Genomic DNA, 14,510 nt, shown 5'->3' on the forward strand with positions numbered 1-14,510 from the left:
CGGGCGGCCGCCGGTGGACGGCCCCTCCGCGTCCTCCACGATCAGGCCGCGGACGAGGAGCTCGGTCACCCGCAGCGCCACGGCGGGTCGCGACAACCCCGTCACGCGCCCGATGTCGGCGCGTGTGAGGGCCTCCCCGCTCCTGATGAGCTGGAGGACTTCCCCGGTGGTTGCAAGTCGTGACATCTACGGAAGTGAAGCACAGCGACTCACCTAAGTGCAATGACTTATTCATCTTTAGTTACAAAAGTCGGCTTGAAAGTGAACATATCTGCCGCTAATGTCCCGAACATGCCCGTTCAACCCTCTGCTGACAGGCGAGCCGCCGACCTGATCATCTTCGGCGGCACCGGGGACCTGTCGATGCGGAAGCTCCTCCCGGCGCTCTACCACTGCGACCGCGACGGACGGCTGTCCGAGGACACCCGGATCATCGCCATGTCGCGCGGCGGCCTGGACGACGCCGACTTCCGCGGCAAGGTGGACGCGGAGGTGCGCCCCGCACTGGGCGACGCCGAAGGCTGGGACCGATTCGTGAACCGGCTCCACCACGTCTCCGTCGACGTCGGCGGGCCGGCCGAGCCGGCCGGCTGGGACGCCCTGACCTCCCTGCTCGCGGGCCGCGAGGACCACGACCGCGTCTTCTACCTGGCCAGCCCGCCCATGACGTTCGGCCCCTTCTGCCACAGCGCGTACGAGGCGGGACTGGTGACGCCGCAGTCGCGGGTCGTCCTGGAAAAGCCCCTCGGCCGCGACCTGGCCAGCGCCCAGGCGATCAACGACGAGGTCGGCGCGATCTTCGACGAGAGCCAGATCTTCCGCATCGACCACTACCTGGGCAAGGAGACGGTCCAGAACCTGCTCGTCCTGCGGTTCGCCAACGTTTTCCTCGAGCCGATCTGGAACTCGCTCTGGATCGACCACGTCCAGATCACGGCCGCGGAGACCGTCGGCACGCCGGGCCGCCGCGGCTACTACGACCACGCGGGCGCGCTCCGCGACATGGTCCAGAACCACCTGCTCCAACTGCTCTGCCTGGTCGCCATGGAACCGCCGTCGAAGAACGACCGCGAGGCCGTCCGCGACGAGAAGGTCAAGGTGCTGGAGTCGCTGCGGCCCATCGTGGGCTCGGAGGTCGACCGGTTCACCGTCCGGGGTCAGTACACCTCGGGCCGCCTCGGGGACGAGACCGTCCCCGGTTACCTGGACGAGCCCGACAGCACCCGGCCCACCGCCGCGTCGCACCGGGTGGAGACCTTCGCCGCCGTGCGCGCCGAGGTGAAGAACTGGCGCTGGGCGGGCGTGCCGTTCTACCTGCGCACCGGCAAGCGGCTGCCGGCCCGGCAGTCGGAGATCGTCGTCCAGTTCAAGGACGTGCCCCATGCGATCTTCGCGGGCGCGACGCCGAACCGCCTCGTCCTGCGGCTGCAGCCCGACGAGGGCATCCACCTGCGCCTGATGGCCAAGGAGCCGGGGGCGGGCGAGGTCACGCTCCGCCCGGTGCCGCTCAGCCTCAGCTTCGCCGACACGTTCACGACCCGGGTGCCCGACGCGTACGAGCGGCTTCTCACCGACGTGCTCGCCGGCAACCCCACCCTGTTCATGCGACGCGACGAGGTCGAGGCCGCCTGGCGCTGGATCGACCCGATCATCGCGCACTGGGAGGGCTCGGGGATGTCGCCCGAGCCGTACCCCGCAGGCACCGCCGGCCCCGCCGGCGCCCACGAACTGCTGGCCCGCAGCGACCGCACGTGGCACGAGGAGGCATTCGAGTGACGAACCGCGTGATCGACCAGGTCACCGACCGGATCCGCAGGCGAAGCAGCGACAGCCGTACCGCCTATCTGGAGCGCGTCGGGCGCGCGGGGCGCGAGTTGCGCGAGCGGGGACCCGCCCGCGGGCACCTCGGCTGCGCCAACCTCGCGCACGGCTTCGCCGGCGCGCCCGAGGACGACAAGCGCGACCTGCGCGGTACGGCCAAGCCGGGCGTGGCCATCGTGACGTCGTACAACGACATGTTGTCCGCGCACCAGCCGTACGAGACCTACCCGCCGGAGCTGAAGCGGGCGGTGCGGGCCGCGGGCGGCATCGCACAGGTCGCGGGCGGCGTCCCGGCGATGTGCGACGGCATCACGCAGGGCCGAGCGGGCATGGAGCTGTCGCTCTACAGCCGCGACGTGATCGCCATGGCGACCGCGATCGCGCTGTCGCACGACATGTTCGACGCCTCGCTGCTCCTCGGAGTCTGCGACAAGATCGTGCCGGGCCTGTTCATCGGCGCCCTGCACTTCGGCCACCTTCCCGCGATCTTCGTGCCCGCCGGGCCGATGACCTCGGGCCTGCCCAACAAGGTCAAGGCGAGGGCCAGGCAGCGGTTCGCCGAGGGCCTGATCGACCGGGCGGAGATGCTGGACGCCGAGGCGAAGTCGTACCACTCGCCGGGGACGTGCACGTTCTACGGCACCGCGAACTCCAACCAGCTGCTCATGGAGGTCATGGGCCTCCACCTGCCGGGCGCGACGTTCGTCAACCCGCACACCGAGCTGCGGCACGCCCTCACGGAGGCCGCGGGCCGCCGCGCCGTCGAGATCACCGCGCACGGCGACGAGTACACGCCGCTCGGCGAGATCGTCGACGAGCGGGCCATCGTCAACGCGGTGGTCGCGCTGCTCGCCTCCGGCGGGTCGACCAACCACACGATGCACCTGGTGGCCATGGCCGCCGCCGCGGGCATCGAGCTGACCTGGGACGACATGGCCGACCTGTCCAAGGTGGTGCCGCTGCTCACCCGCATGTACCCCAACGGGCAGGCCGACGTGAACCACTTCCACGCCGCCGGCGGCATGGCGGTGCTCATCGGCGACCTCCTCGACGGCGGGTTCCTCCACAGCGACGTCCTCACCGTCGCGGGACGCGGGCTCGATCTCTACCGGACCACCCCCACCCTCAAGGAGGGCACGCTCGTCTGGGAGGAGCGCACCGAGGGCAGCGCCGACCACGACGTGCTGCGGCCCGTCGGCGAGCCGTTCTCGGCCGACGGCGGCATCCACATGTTGTCGGGCAACCTCGGCCGTGCCGTGAGCAAGGTGTCGGCCGTCAAGCCCGAGCACCTGGTCATCGAGGCGCCGGCGCGCGTCTTCGACGACCAGCTCGACCTGCTCGCCGCCTTCGACTCGGGTGCGCTCGACGGTGAGGACTTCGTCGCCGTCGTCCGCTACCAGGGTCCGCGCGCGAACGGCATGCCGGAGCTGCACAAGCTGACGCCTCCCCTCGCCGTCCTGCTCGACCGCGGTCAGAAGGTGGCCATCGTCACCGACGGCCGCATGTCGGGCGCCTCCGGCAAGGTGCCCGCGGCGATCCACCTGTCACCCGAGGCCGCCGACGGCGGGCCCATCTCGCTGATCCGCGACGGCGACCTCATCCGGCTCGACTCGACCGCCGGGACGCTGACCGTCCAGGCGGACCTGTCGGAGCGCACGCCCGAAGGCGCACCGCTCAGCGACGCGCAGTGGGCGGGCACCGGCCGGGAGCTCTTCGCATCCTTCCGCCGCATGGTCGGACCGCCCGACCGGGGAGCGAGCGTGTTCGCGGGTGGTGCCCTGTGACGTTGCCGTGGCTGGTCGCCGACGTCGGGGGGACGAACGCGCGGTTCGGCCTGGTGACCCGCCGAGGCGGGCCGCCTGAGCACGTCGCCGTACTGAACGTCGCCGAGTATCGAGGCCTTCCCGATGCCGTAGCCGCCTATATCGCAGATCATGCGGGCGGAGTTCGGCCGGGGGCCGCGTGCCTGGCGATCGCCGGTCCGGTGGAGGACGACCGGTATCGGCTGACGAACGCGGAGTGGTCGGGTTCGGTCGACGACCTGCACATCCCGCATGTGGACCTGCTCAACGACTTCGAGGCGCTCGCGATCTCGCTTCCGCATCTCACGGGGGACGATCTCGTGCCGCTCGGCGGGCCTCCTCCCGCCGCCGGCGACACGAAGGCGGTGCTGGGGCCCGGCACCGGTCTCGGAGTGAGCGGGCTGGTACCGGTGCGCGGAGGCTGGGTGCCCGTGCCCGGTGAAGGGGGCCACGTCTCGGTCCCCGCCGTGACCGACCTCGAGATGGAGATCGTCCGGGCGCTGCGCACGGACGGCCTGCCGTACGTGGACGCCGAGCATCTGCTGTCCGGCACAGGACTGCCGCGACTCCACCGGGGACTCGCGCTCGTGCGCGGCGTCACGCCGATCGCGACGACCGCGTCGGAGGTCGTCGGGTCCGGCGACCCGCTCTGCGTCGAGACCGTCGAGATCTTCCTCGCCCTGCTCGGCGGGTTCGCCGGGAACGTGGCCCTGATGCTGGGCGCCCGCGGCGGGGTCTACATCGGGGGCGGCGTGCTGCCGCGGATCGCCGAGCGTGCCCACCGCAGCGACTTCCGGGCACGGTTCGAGATGACCGCGCCCGCCCTGTCCGACTACATCACCGCGATCGCGACGTCGCTGATCGTCGCCGAGCAGCCCGCATTGGTGGGAGCCGCCGCATGGCTCGCACAGCGGTCGTCTACCGTGGAGCTGATATGAGCCTTCTCGATCTTGCCCCCGTCGTCCCCGTCGTCGTGGTGAACGACGCCGAGACCGCCGTGCCCCTCGCCCGGGCTCTCGTCTCCGGCGGTCTGCCGGTCATCGAGATCACCCTGCGTACGGCCGCGGCTGTCGAATCCATCAGGCGGATCGCCGCCGAGGTCCCCGACGCCGTGGTGGGTGCGGGCACGATCAGGTCGGCCGCCGACGTCGACGCCGCGGTCGAGGCGGGCTCGCGGTTCCTGGTCTCTCCGGGGACGACGCCGGGCCTGGTCGACGCGATGCTCGCGTCCGGCGTGCCGTTCCTTCCCGGCGTGGCCACCGCTTCCGAGGCGATGACGCTGTTCGAGCGGGGTGTCCACGAGATGAAGTTCTTCCCCGCGGAGGCGGCGGGCGGCCTGCCGTACCTGAAGTCGCTCGGCGGGCCGCTGCCCGACGTGCGGTTCTGCCCCACGGGAGGGATCACCCTGTCGAGCGCGCCCTCCTACCTGGCCCTGTCCAACGTCGGCTGCGTCGGCGGAAGCTGGCTCACCCCGGCGGACGCCCTTGCCACCGGCGACTACGACCGCATCGAGAAGCTCGCGGCCGAGGCGGCGGGGCTACGCTCCTGAGACCTCGTCAGCCGAGCCTTTCTCCCTCGGCGGAGCTGACCGGCCATGCTCGTGTCCGTAACCCGAATACACGTTCATGGATGCCTGGCCCGTGACCTTCCGACCGGTGGTCACGGGCCATTGCCTTTCGCGCGCCTGCCAGCTCGCGCGCCGGTCGAGGCGTCAGGTGACCGGTTCCGTGATCGTTGAACGCGCTGTAAAGCCGGGGGACGGGCCTTCGCCGTCCACACCGGCGACCGTGCAGGCGCGGGCGCCGGCCAGAGCACCGAGCCGCGCGCAGTCCTCAGGCGGCTGACCGGTGAGGCGTCCGTAGAGGAACCCGGAGACGAAGGCGTCACCGGCTCCCACTGTGTCGACGACCGGGCCCGGCGGAGGTTGCGCGGGGAAGTGCCGGATCCGGTCGCCGTCCGTCAGGACGTGGCAGCCGTCGGCGCCGTCCGTGCAGACCACGACGCGGGCCCTCCCCCGCGCGGCGATGTCACGCATGACCTCCTCCCGGCGGCCCCCGAGTGCGGTCGCGGACATGAAGACGAGGTCGGAGGAGTAGGCGAAGTCACGGTGGTAGTCGTTCTCACCGTCCCAGTCGTGCAGGTCGGTCGACACCGTCGTCCCTCCGGGGATGTCGGCGTAGACGTGCCGGGAGAAGTCGACGATCGTCAGGTGCACGTGCCGCGTGGCACGGAGGGCAGGCAGATAGAGGTCCCGGGGCAACCGCCGGCCGTCGGCGGGGCGCGGGTCGTGAAGCGACAGCCGCCGTCCGTCCGGATCGACGAGCAGGACGCTGCGGCGGGTACCCGCCTCGGACGGCGCCCAGGCGAAGTCGACGCCGCGCCCGGCGAGATGGTCGCGGACCAGCGCCCCCTGCGGGTCCTCGCCGATGAGGTCGACGAGCTTGACGCGCAACCCCATCGAATGGCACCAGAGTGCGACGCCGGACCCGGTGTTGCCTATCCGGTCCACGACAGGCGGGACGGGATAGGTGTCGGCGTACGGCAGCGGCAGTTCGGGAACCCGGACGGTCGTGTCCACGCCCGTGCCGCCGACGACGAGCACGTCCAGTGCATGATCACTACTGGTGTTCTTCGAGGTCATCGGGCCTCCCGCCGAATCCGTGCATGATCACGATCCGTGTTGTGCGAGCTCAGGGGCCATACGGCCGAACCTGTGCATGATCACGATGTGAGTTGTGCGAGGTCAGGGGGCATGCGGCCGAACCTGTGCATGATCACGCGGGGGGTCGCGGTTGACGAGGGGGCCTGAGCTGGTGGAGCCGCGGACCACGAGCTCGGGCTGATACACCAGCTCGACGCGCTTGGCCGGCGTGCCGCCGATCTCGTCGAGCAACGTCTGGACCGCGGCCGCCGCCATCGCCCCGATCGGCTTGCGGACCGTGGTGAGCGGCGGGTCGGTGAAGGCCATCAGCGGCGAGTCGTCGAACCCGACGATCGACACGTCGCCCGGCACCGACAGCCCCCGCTCCCTGGCGGCCCGGATCGCGCCGAGCGCCATGAGGTCGCTGGCGCAGAAGACGCCGGTGCAGCCGCGTTCGATCAGCGCGGCGGCGGCCGCCTGACCACCCTCGACGGAGAACAGCGAGTGCTGGATCAGCTCGTCGACCTCCGTCAGGCCGAGCAACTGCGCCATGGCCTGCCGGAAACCCTCGATCTTGCGGATCACCGGGACGAACCGCTGCTGGCCCAGCGCGAGGCCGATGCGCTCGTGCCCGAGGTCCACCAGATGTTGTACGGCGAGGCGGGCGGCCAGCCGGTCGTCCGGCGAGATGAACGGCGCGGAGATGGCCTCGTTGTACCCGTCGACCAGCACGATCGGCAGGCCGCGGTCGGTGAGCCGGGTGTAGCGATCCATCCGCGCCGTGGTGTCGGCGTGCAGACCGGACACGAACACGATGCCGGAGACGCCCCGGTCGAGGAGCATGTCGGTGAACTCGTCCTCGGGGGCGCCGCCGGGCTCCTGGGTGCACAGGATCGCCGTGTACCCGTGCTGGGTCAGTGCCTTCTCCACCGCCTGGGCGAACGCCGGGAAGATCGGGTTGCCCAGCTCCGGGATCACCAGGCCGATCAGGCCGTTGCTGCGCCCGCGTAACCGCTGCGGGCGCTCGTACCCCATGAGGTCGAGCGCGGTGAGGACGGCCTGACGGGTGGCGGAGGAGACCCCCGCCTTCCCGTTGAGCACACGACTCACCGTCGCTTCGCTGACCCCTGCCTGAGCCGCGATGTCGGCGAGCCTCGTGGTACTCATGAGCATTACTTTAGACATCGCCCGCGCGTCTGACGGCGTCCCCGAGATCGCCGGACCACCAGGTGACCGAGTCGGGTGCCAGGCGGATGACGCCTCCGGACACGGCCGGGCCCGAGCTCGCCAGGAGCAGGTCGCCGGGGCCCGCCTCCACCTCGATCCACTCGCTGGTCAGGTTGGCCACGCAGGAGAAGGACTCCCCCCGGGAGAACGCGAGCGTGCCCGCCGGGCTGTCCCGCCAGATCAGCGTGCCGTCTCCGAGCGCGGGGTGCTCGCGCCTCATCTTCAGCGCGGCGCGGTAGAGGCTCAGCATGGACGCGCCGTCCCGCGCCTGAGCCTCCACACTGAGATCGCGCCATCCGGGAGGCACCGGCAGCCAGCTCTCGGCGGTGCCGGGTGGGGCGAAACCGTGCGGCGGCTCCCCCGCGGCCGTCCAGGGGAGGGGCACGCGGCAGCCGTCCCGCCCGCTGTCGGGGTCGCGCAGCCGCTGGGGGTCGCGCAGGTAGTGCTCGGGCAGGTCGAGCACCTCCGGCAGGCCGAGCTCCTCCCCCTGGTAGATGTAGGCCGAGCCCGGCAGCGCCAGCATGAGGAGCGCCGCGGCCCGTGCTCTGCGCAGGCCCCGCTCGCCTCCGCCGTACCGGGTCACGTGCCGCTTGACGTCGTGGTTGGACAACACCCACGTCGACGGCGCGCCGACGAGGGCGGCGGTCAGCAGCGACTCCTCGATGACCGCGCGGAACGCGGCGGCGTCCCACGGCGCCTTGAGGAAGTGGAAGTTGAAGGCCTGGTGCAACTCGTCGGGCCGGACATACCGGGCCAGTCTCTCCGGTGACGGCGCCCACGCCTCGGCCACGCCGATCCGCTCGCCCTCATAGGAGTCGAGGATCCGCCGCCAGGCGCGGTGGATCTCATGCACGCCCTCCTGGTCGAAGAACGGCACCTCGGCGACGCCGATCATCTCCACGTGGCCCGGGTGTCCCACGTCGGGCAGGCCCGGCGCCTTCACCATGCCGTGCGCCACGTCGATCCGGAACCCGTCCACGCCGAGGTCGAGCCAGAACCGGAGGACGTCGGCGAACTCGGCGTGGACCTCCGGGTTGTCCCAGTTGAGATCGGGCTGCTCGGGGGCGAACAGGTGGAGGTACCACTGCCCGTCCTCGACCCTCGTCCACGCGGGGCCGCCGAAGACGGACTCCCAGTCGTTGGGCGGCGACTCTCCGCCCTCTCCTCTGCCGTCCCTGAAGACGTATCGGTCGCGCTCGGGGCTTCCCTGCGCGCCCGCGAGGGCGGCGGCGAACCACGCGTGCCGGTCGGAGGTGTGGTTGGGAACCACGTCCACGATGATCCGCAGGCCCAGGGCATGGGCGTCCTCGATCAGCCCGCGCGCGTCGGCCAGCGACCCGAAGATGGGGTCGACGTCCCGGTAGTCGGCCACGTCGTAGCCGAAGTCGGCCATGGGCGAGGTGTAGAACGGCGTCAGCCAGACGGCGTCGACGCCCAGCCCGGCGAGGTACGGCAAACGGCTCCGCACTCCCGGCAGGTCGCCGACGCCGTCGCCGTTGCCGTCCGCGAAACTGCGGACGTACACCTGGTAGATCACCGCGTCACGCCACCAGCGGGTGGCCACCGCGGACGGCTGTACGGCGAGCTCGGTCATAGGGATCCCCCGGTTCTCACTATGTGTCATGCCTTCGTCGCGCCGGCGGTGAGGCCGGTGACGAGGTGGCGCTGTACGAGAAGGAACACAGCCGCCGCCGGGATGGCGATCAGCACGGATGCGGCGGTGAGCAGGCCCCACTCCGCCTTGTGCTGCCCGACGAACTGGCTGAGGCCGACGGCGAGCGTGTATCTCTCGTCGCCGGTCATGAACGCGGTCGCGTAGGCGACCTCCGCCCATGCGGTGAGGAAGGAGTAGAAGGCGGCCACCGCGAGCCCGGGCTTGGCCAGTGGCAGGATCAGCCGCCAGAAGGTGCCGAACGGCGTGAGCCCGTCGACCCGCCCCGCCTCGTCGATCGTCACGGGGACGGTGTCGAAGTAGCCCTTCATCATCCAGGCGCAGAACGGCACGGTGGAGGTGAGGTACGCGACGACCAGCCCCGGAAACTGGTTGATGAGGCCGAGGCCGGCCATCAGGTTGTAGATCGGCACGATGAGGATCGCCACGGGGAACATCTGTGTGATCAGCAGCATCCACATGACGGAGCGGAAGCCCGGGAACCGGAACCGGCTCACGGCGTATCCCGTGGTGGCCGACAGAAGAACGCCGAGCACCGCCGTGGCGAGCGACACGATGACCGAGTTGGCCGCCCACGTGAGGAACTTCGTCTGCCCGAGGACCTGCGTGTAGTTGGCCAGCGTCGGCTGCTCGAAGAGGCCGACCGACGCCGTCTCGATGACCTGCCGCGGTTTGAGCGACGTCAGGACCAGCCACGCGACGGGGAAGACGGAGACGACGCTCGCCGCGATGAGTGTGAGGTGCAACGCGACGGACTTCGCCGGTGAGCGCGAGTCCCTGGTCCTGTGAACGGCGCGGCTCACCAGGCTTCTCCTTGCTGCTTGAGGGCGCGGCGGTACACGCCGGCCAGCACGACGAGCAGAGCGAGGATCACCAGGCCCCACGCCGCCGAGCCGGAGTAGTCGCGGATGCCCTCGAACGCCTGGCGGTAGGCGTAGGTGACGAGGATCTCCGTGGCTCCGCCCGGCCCTCCCTTGGTCAGCAGGAAGATGACCGGGAACTGGTTGAACGTCCAGATCGTGCCCAGCAGCACGACGGTGCTCGACACGGGTCGCAGTCCGGGAACGGTGATGTGCCGGAACCGCTGCCAGGGGGTCGCGCCGTCGACCTCTGCCGCCTCGTGGAGTTCGCGCGGGATGGACTGCAGACCGCCCAGCAGGGCGAGCATCATGAACGGCACGCCGAGCCACACGTTGCAGGCGATCACCGACACCTTGGCCCAGAACGGGTCGTCGAGCCAGCTGATCCCGCCGAAGCCGACGGCCCGGAGCATGGCGTTGACCACGCCGAACTCGCCGTTCAGCAGGTAGCGCCAGATGAACGCCGACACGAACGCGGGGACGGCCCAGGGCAGCACGAGCAGCACCCGGTACAGGGACCGCAAGCGCATCGGCCGGTTGAGCAACATCGCCATGCCCAACCCGATGCCCACGTGGAGGACGACGCACACGATCGTCCATACGACGGTCCAGGTCAGACGGGCGACGAAGGTGCTCGACGTCAGGATGTCGGCGTAGTTGGCCAGGCCCACGAACTCGTAGGTCGACGGGATGACGTTCATCCCGATCGTGCGGCCCATGTTGGCCTCGGTCGCGTCCGTGAGCGAGAGGTAGACGCCGCGGAGCAGCGGATAGCCGACCAGCACCAGTGTCACGATGACGACCGGGGCGGTCATCGCCCACGCGTACCAGTGACGGGACAGGAGGCGCCGCGCCCCGGAAGGGGGCGCGGCCCTTCGACGCCCGACGACGTCAGTCGTCATCTGTCACAGGCTCCAGCCCTTGAGGATGCCCTGGTAGGCCGTGGCGACGTCCTTCAGCATCGGCTCCGTGGAGGTCTGCCCGCCGGCCAGCTTCTGGTAGCCCTCGACGAGCGGCTGGAACAGCGAGGCGGCCTCGGGAATCCAGGGACGCTCGACGGCGGACTCCATCGGCTTCTGCCACTGCGCGATCTTGGGGTTCGCCGTGGCCTCCGGCGCGGTGTAAGCGGAGGTGCGGGTGGGCAGCAGGCCGAGCTTGCCCGCGATGGCGGCCTGGCTCTCGGTGGAGTCCATGAACTGGACGAACAGGTAGGAGGCGGCCAGATTCTTGGAACCGGCGTAGACCGTGTAGTCGTGACCGCCCACGGGCGAACCCGCCTTCACCGTTCCGGCCGGGACCGGAGCGACGCCGAAGTTGTCCGGGTCGTCCTTGAAGACCTTGCCGCCGAGGTTGTCGGCGTTCGACCAGGGCCCATTGAAGATCATCGCGACCTTGCCTTCCTTGAAGGCGGTCTCGGCGTTGGTGTAGCTGTCCTGCAGCGCGGGCTTGACGGTCGCGCCCGACGTGATCAGGTCCTCGACGAGCTTCACACCCGCGGTCGTCTGCGGCGAGGAGATGGTGATCTTCTTGTTCGGCACGTCGACGAAGTCGCCGCCCTCGCCGTAGATGAAGGGCAGCAGGAAGTACGCGTCCACGTTCAGCGCGAGGCCGTCGGCGCCGGCCTTGGACTTCACGTCGAGCGCGACCTTCTTCAGGTCGGCCATCGTCGCCGGAGGAGCGTCATAGCCGGCCTTCTTCAGCAACTCCTTGTTGTAGAGGAGGCCGAGCGTGTCGGTGACCTGCGGGACGCCGTACGTCTTGCCGCCGTACTTGCCGCTCGCCGCCGGAGAGGGGAGGAACTCCTCCGGATTGACCAGGGCGGGCGTGCCGTCGAGCGGCGCCAGGTAGCCCAGGGAGGCGAACTCGGCGACCCAGCCGACGTCGGTGCGGAGCACGTCGGGAGCGCCGGCGCCGGACTGGGCGGCGGTCTTGAACTTGTCGCGCGCCTCGGCGAACGGCACGTTCACGTAGTTGACCTTGATCTTCGGGTACTTGGCCTCGAAGTTCTTGATGAGCTCCTGGAACGCGGGCGCTTCCGTGGTGGCGTCGGAGGTGTCCCACCAGGTGACCTCGCCGGACACGTCAGCCGGGGCGACGCTCTGTTGGGGGGTGCCGGTGCCGGTGTCGCTGCCGCCGCAGGCGGAGGCCGCCAGGGCGAGCGCCGCAGCGACCACCACGGCGGAGATGACTCGCCGCATGATGTTGTGCTCCTCAGGCTCAGGGGGATTTGCCCGGAACGTAACAGGGGGGCGAGCACCCTTGAAAGGCCTTGCTGAAACTTTCAGCAAAGTTGTTACATTTGCCTGGAGTCAGCCGGTCACCCCAGGTCATGAACAAGCCCTGACAAATGGCCCTAACAACGGGAAACGTAGCAGTAACGCCAGGTTTCACAGTGATGCTGGATTTCTCACAACATGTATGGACACAAGCGATCAGACGCGATGTACTACCTCATCAATCACACCGGCCGCTGGGGATCCGGGCTCGTGCGCCCGGGAGGAACGAGCTTTCATGAGCACCGTCGTCCTCGACAACGTGACCAAGGTCTACCCGGGTGGGTACCTGGCGGTTGACCGCATGAACCTCCGAGCGGCCGAGGGTGAACTGCTCGTCCTGCTGGGGCCGTCGGGCTGCGGGAAGTCGACGCTGCTGCGCATGATCGCGGGGCTCGAGGAGATCACCGAAGGCGATCTGTGGCTGGGCGGCAAGCTCGCCAACCATCTCGCGCCGCGCGACCGTGACGTGGCGATGGTCTTCCAGAACGGCGCCCTCTATCCGCACCGCACCGTGCGCGGCAACATCTCCTTCCCCCTGGAGATCGCCAAGACCGACCCGGCGACGGTGAAGGAGCGGGTGGTGGAGTTGTCCCGCGCCCTGCACATCGACGAGACCCTGGACCGGCGGCCGGCGACCCTCTCCGGCGGGCAGCGCCAGCGCGTCGCGATGGGCCGGGCGATCGTGCGCCGGCCGTCCCTCTTCCTCATGGACGAGCCGCTGTCCAACCTGGACGCGGGCATGCGCACCGAACTGCGGATGGAGATCTCCTCGCTCGTCCGCTCGCTCGGCGTCACCACGATCTACGTGACGCACGACCAGGTCGAGGCGCTGACGCTGGCCGACCACATCGCCATCATGAACAGGGGCGTGCTGCAGGACATCGGCACTCCCGGACAGGTGTACAACGATCCCGCGACCGCGTTCACCGCGGCGTTCCTGAGCTCCCAGCAGCTCAACCTGCTCGCGGCCCACGTGCGGACTCCGCAGAACCAGTACATCCTCCTGGATTTCGGCCCTCACCAGATCACGATGCAGTGGACCGATCCACGGGCGTACGCGGTGTCGCGGCACGCGGGAACGCAGATCATCGTCGGCATCCGGCCGGACGGGCTCGTGCCGGTGCCGGAGAACACCGAGGGACCGAGCTTCTTCGGGCGGGTCCGCACGCTCGAGTACCACGGCCACGAGTGGCTGGCCTACCTGGAGGCGGGAATCCCCGCGGTCGGCGTGCCCGAGCCCCCCGACCCGCGGCACGCGAACGGCGGCGGGCAGACAGGCGGCAGGTCACGCTCGGTCATGCGCCGCCTTCTCAGCAACGGCCAGCAGGAGGAGCAGGAGGACGCGCCTGCCACGCCCGCCGGCAGCGGGACACACCGCCGCGCGGACCTGATCGTCCGCCTGGGCAGCCGGCCGGTGTGGCGGGCCGGCGAGCACGGCCGCGTCGCGGTCGACGTCTCCCGCCTCATGCTGTTCACCCAGAGCGGCGCCCGCATCGACCCCCCGCGCCGCTGACCCCACAGCCGTCCCCGCCGTCCTAGACCGTACGGCTCACGCCTGATCGAGCGAGGACGGAGACGATGCCGACGAGGCGAGCGATCTTGTCGAGTTCCGCCCGGTGGAAGGCCGGCCCCTGCGACCGGGCCACCACGAGATGGGTGTCGTCCATGGGCACGCACGCCAGATGCAGGCTTCCCTCGGTCACGGTCGCCGGCCGCAGCGGCGTCAGCTCGGACACCGGCACCTCTTCCGGCGCCTGCCAGCTGCCATGGACGACCTTGCCGTTCCCCGAGTCGACGGCCACCGCCCAATCGGCGCTGACCAGGTCGGGAACCGCGTCCACCAGCGTGACGACGGCCCGGTCCGGCTCTCCGGCGACATGGCCGAGAAGATCGTAGTCAGGGCTCGTCCCCGGAGCCTCCCGGGTCGGCCAGACGGCCTCCACCCGGGTGCCCGGCACCACGCCGATACGCTCGCGCAACTCGTCGGGCTCGAACACCCCCGACCATGAAACGGTGAAGTCGTCGACGGCCCGCCCCGCCTGCCGTTCGAGGACGGTCACCTGCAGGATGTCGGCTCCCATGACTCCGAACGCCCGGGCCACCTGGCCCAGCACCCCCGGCCGGTCCGGGAGTGAGACCCGAAGCCGCAGCAACATCCGCATCACCTCCTTGTGCGACAACAACAGTGTCCGACTGAGGTTTCAGGTTCAT

The 14,510-nt window shown here is 70.0% G+C and carries 13 protein-coding genes; 5 read left to right on the forward strand and 8 right to left on the reverse strand.

Features of this window, described 5'->3' with window-relative positions; all coding sequences use genetic code 11:
- Nucleotides 1-186 (reverse strand): winged helix-turn-helix transcriptional regulator (locus Pmi06nite_RS06485; RefSeq protein ID WP_505880899.1); only part of this gene is annotated, 186 nt, incomplete at its 3' end.
- A gap of 105 nt (nucleotides 187-291) precedes the next feature.
- On the opposite strand from Pmi06nite_RS06485, the gene zwf reads away from it, so the two are divergent.
- Genes zwf through eda form a run of 4 tightly spaced genes read left to right on the forward strand, consistent with a single transcriptional unit; the run spans nucleotide 292 to nucleotide 5,172 of the window.
- Nucleotides 292-1,776, forward strand: coding sequence for a glucose-6-phosphate dehydrogenase (zwf, locus tag Pmi06nite_RS06490; protein ID WP_203951949.1), 1,485 nt, complete (start codon nucleotides 292-294; stop codon nucleotides 1,774-1,776).
- Nucleotides 1,773-3,605 (forward strand): phosphogluconate dehydratase, encoded by a 1,833-nt coding sequence (gene edd / locus Pmi06nite_RS06495; protein WP_373317270.1) that lies wholly within the window; start codon nucleotides 1,773-1,775, stop codon nucleotides 3,603-3,605. Before zwf ends, edd begins: the two co-directional genes overlap by 4 nt.
- Complete coding sequence (locus Pmi06nite_RS06500; protein WP_203951950.1) at nucleotides 3,602-4,561, forward strand: glucokinase; 960 nt, start codon at nucleotides 3,602-3,604, stop codon at nucleotides 4,559-4,561. The genes edd and Pmi06nite_RS06500 overlap by 4 nt, the downstream gene beginning before the upstream one ends.
- On the forward strand, nucleotides 4,558-5,172 hold the full coding sequence (eda, locus tag Pmi06nite_RS06505) for a bifunctional 4-hydroxy-2-oxoglutarate aldolase/2-dehydro-3-deoxy-phosphogluconate aldolase (RefSeq protein ID WP_203951951.1): 615 nt from the start codon (nucleotides 4,558-4,560) through the stop codon (nucleotides 5,170-5,172). Before Pmi06nite_RS06500 ends, eda begins: the two co-directional genes overlap by 4 nt.
- Before the next feature lie 162 nt (nucleotides 5,173-5,334).
- Here eda and Pmi06nite_RS06510 read toward each other — a convergent pair whose 3' ends face one another.
- The 6 genes from Pmi06nite_RS06510 to Pmi06nite_RS06535 form a co-directional block, all read right to left on the reverse strand.
- Complete coding sequence (locus Pmi06nite_RS06510; protein ID WP_203951952.1) at nucleotides 5,335-6,264, reverse strand: carbohydrate kinase family protein; 930 nt, start codon at nucleotides 6,262-6,264, stop codon at nucleotides 5,335-5,337.
- 102 nt (nucleotides 6,265-6,366) lie between these two features.
- Entirely contained in the window at nucleotides 6,367-7,431 is a 1,065-nt protein-coding gene (locus tag Pmi06nite_RS06515) for a LacI family DNA-binding transcriptional regulator (RefSeq protein WP_203951953.1), read from the reverse strand.
- 10 nt (nucleotides 7,432-7,441) lie between these two features.
- Nucleotides 7,442-9,085 carry a glycoside hydrolase family 13 protein gene (locus Pmi06nite_RS06520; protein WP_203951954.1) on the reverse strand — a complete coding sequence of 548 codons (1,644 nt, stop codon included), beginning with the start codon at nucleotides 9,083-9,085 and terminating at the stop codon, nucleotides 7,442-7,444.
- Between the two features lie 26 nt (nucleotides 9,086-9,111).
- Nucleotides 9,112-9,966, reverse strand: coding sequence for a sugar ABC transporter permease (locus Pmi06nite_RS06525; RefSeq protein ID WP_239113715.1), 855 nt, complete (start codon nucleotides 9,964-9,966; stop codon nucleotides 9,112-9,114).
- Nucleotides 9,963-10,925: a carbohydrate ABC transporter permease gene (locus Pmi06nite_RS06530; protein WP_203951955.1), complete on the reverse strand. Its 963-nt coding sequence runs from the start codon at nucleotides 10,923-10,925 to the stop codon at nucleotides 9,963-9,965. The genes Pmi06nite_RS06525 and Pmi06nite_RS06530 overlap by 4 nt, the downstream gene beginning before the upstream one ends.
- A gap of 3 nt (nucleotides 10,926-10,928) precedes the next feature.
- Nucleotides 10,929-12,221: an extracellular solute-binding protein gene (locus tag Pmi06nite_RS06535; protein WP_203951956.1), complete on the reverse strand. Its 1,293-nt coding sequence runs from the start codon at nucleotides 12,219-12,221 to the stop codon at nucleotides 10,929-10,931.
- Between the two features lie 313 nt (nucleotides 12,222-12,534).
- Between Pmi06nite_RS06535 and Pmi06nite_RS06540 the strand changes: the two genes are divergently transcribed.
- Complete coding sequence (locus Pmi06nite_RS06540; RefSeq protein ID WP_203951957.1) at nucleotides 12,535-13,812, forward strand: ABC transporter ATP-binding protein; 1,278 nt, start codon at nucleotides 12,535-12,537, stop codon at nucleotides 13,810-13,812.
- A gap of 22 nt (nucleotides 13,813-13,834) precedes the next feature.
- On the opposite strand, the gene Pmi06nite_RS06545 is transcribed toward Pmi06nite_RS06540, so the two are convergent.
- The gene (locus Pmi06nite_RS06545; protein ID WP_203951958.1) at nucleotides 13,835-14,455 is read right to left on the reverse strand and encodes an ACT domain-containing protein; all 621 of its coding nucleotides are present in this window, start codon (nucleotides 14,453-14,455) and stop codon (nucleotides 13,835-13,837) included.
- Nucleotides 14,456-14,510 lie beyond the last annotated feature (55 nt).

Origin of the sequence: Planotetraspora mira, from assembly GCF_016863275.1 — a bacterium.
Lineage (GTDB): Bacteria > Actinomycetota > Actinomycetes > Streptosporangiales > Streptosporangiaceae > Planotetraspora > Planotetraspora mira.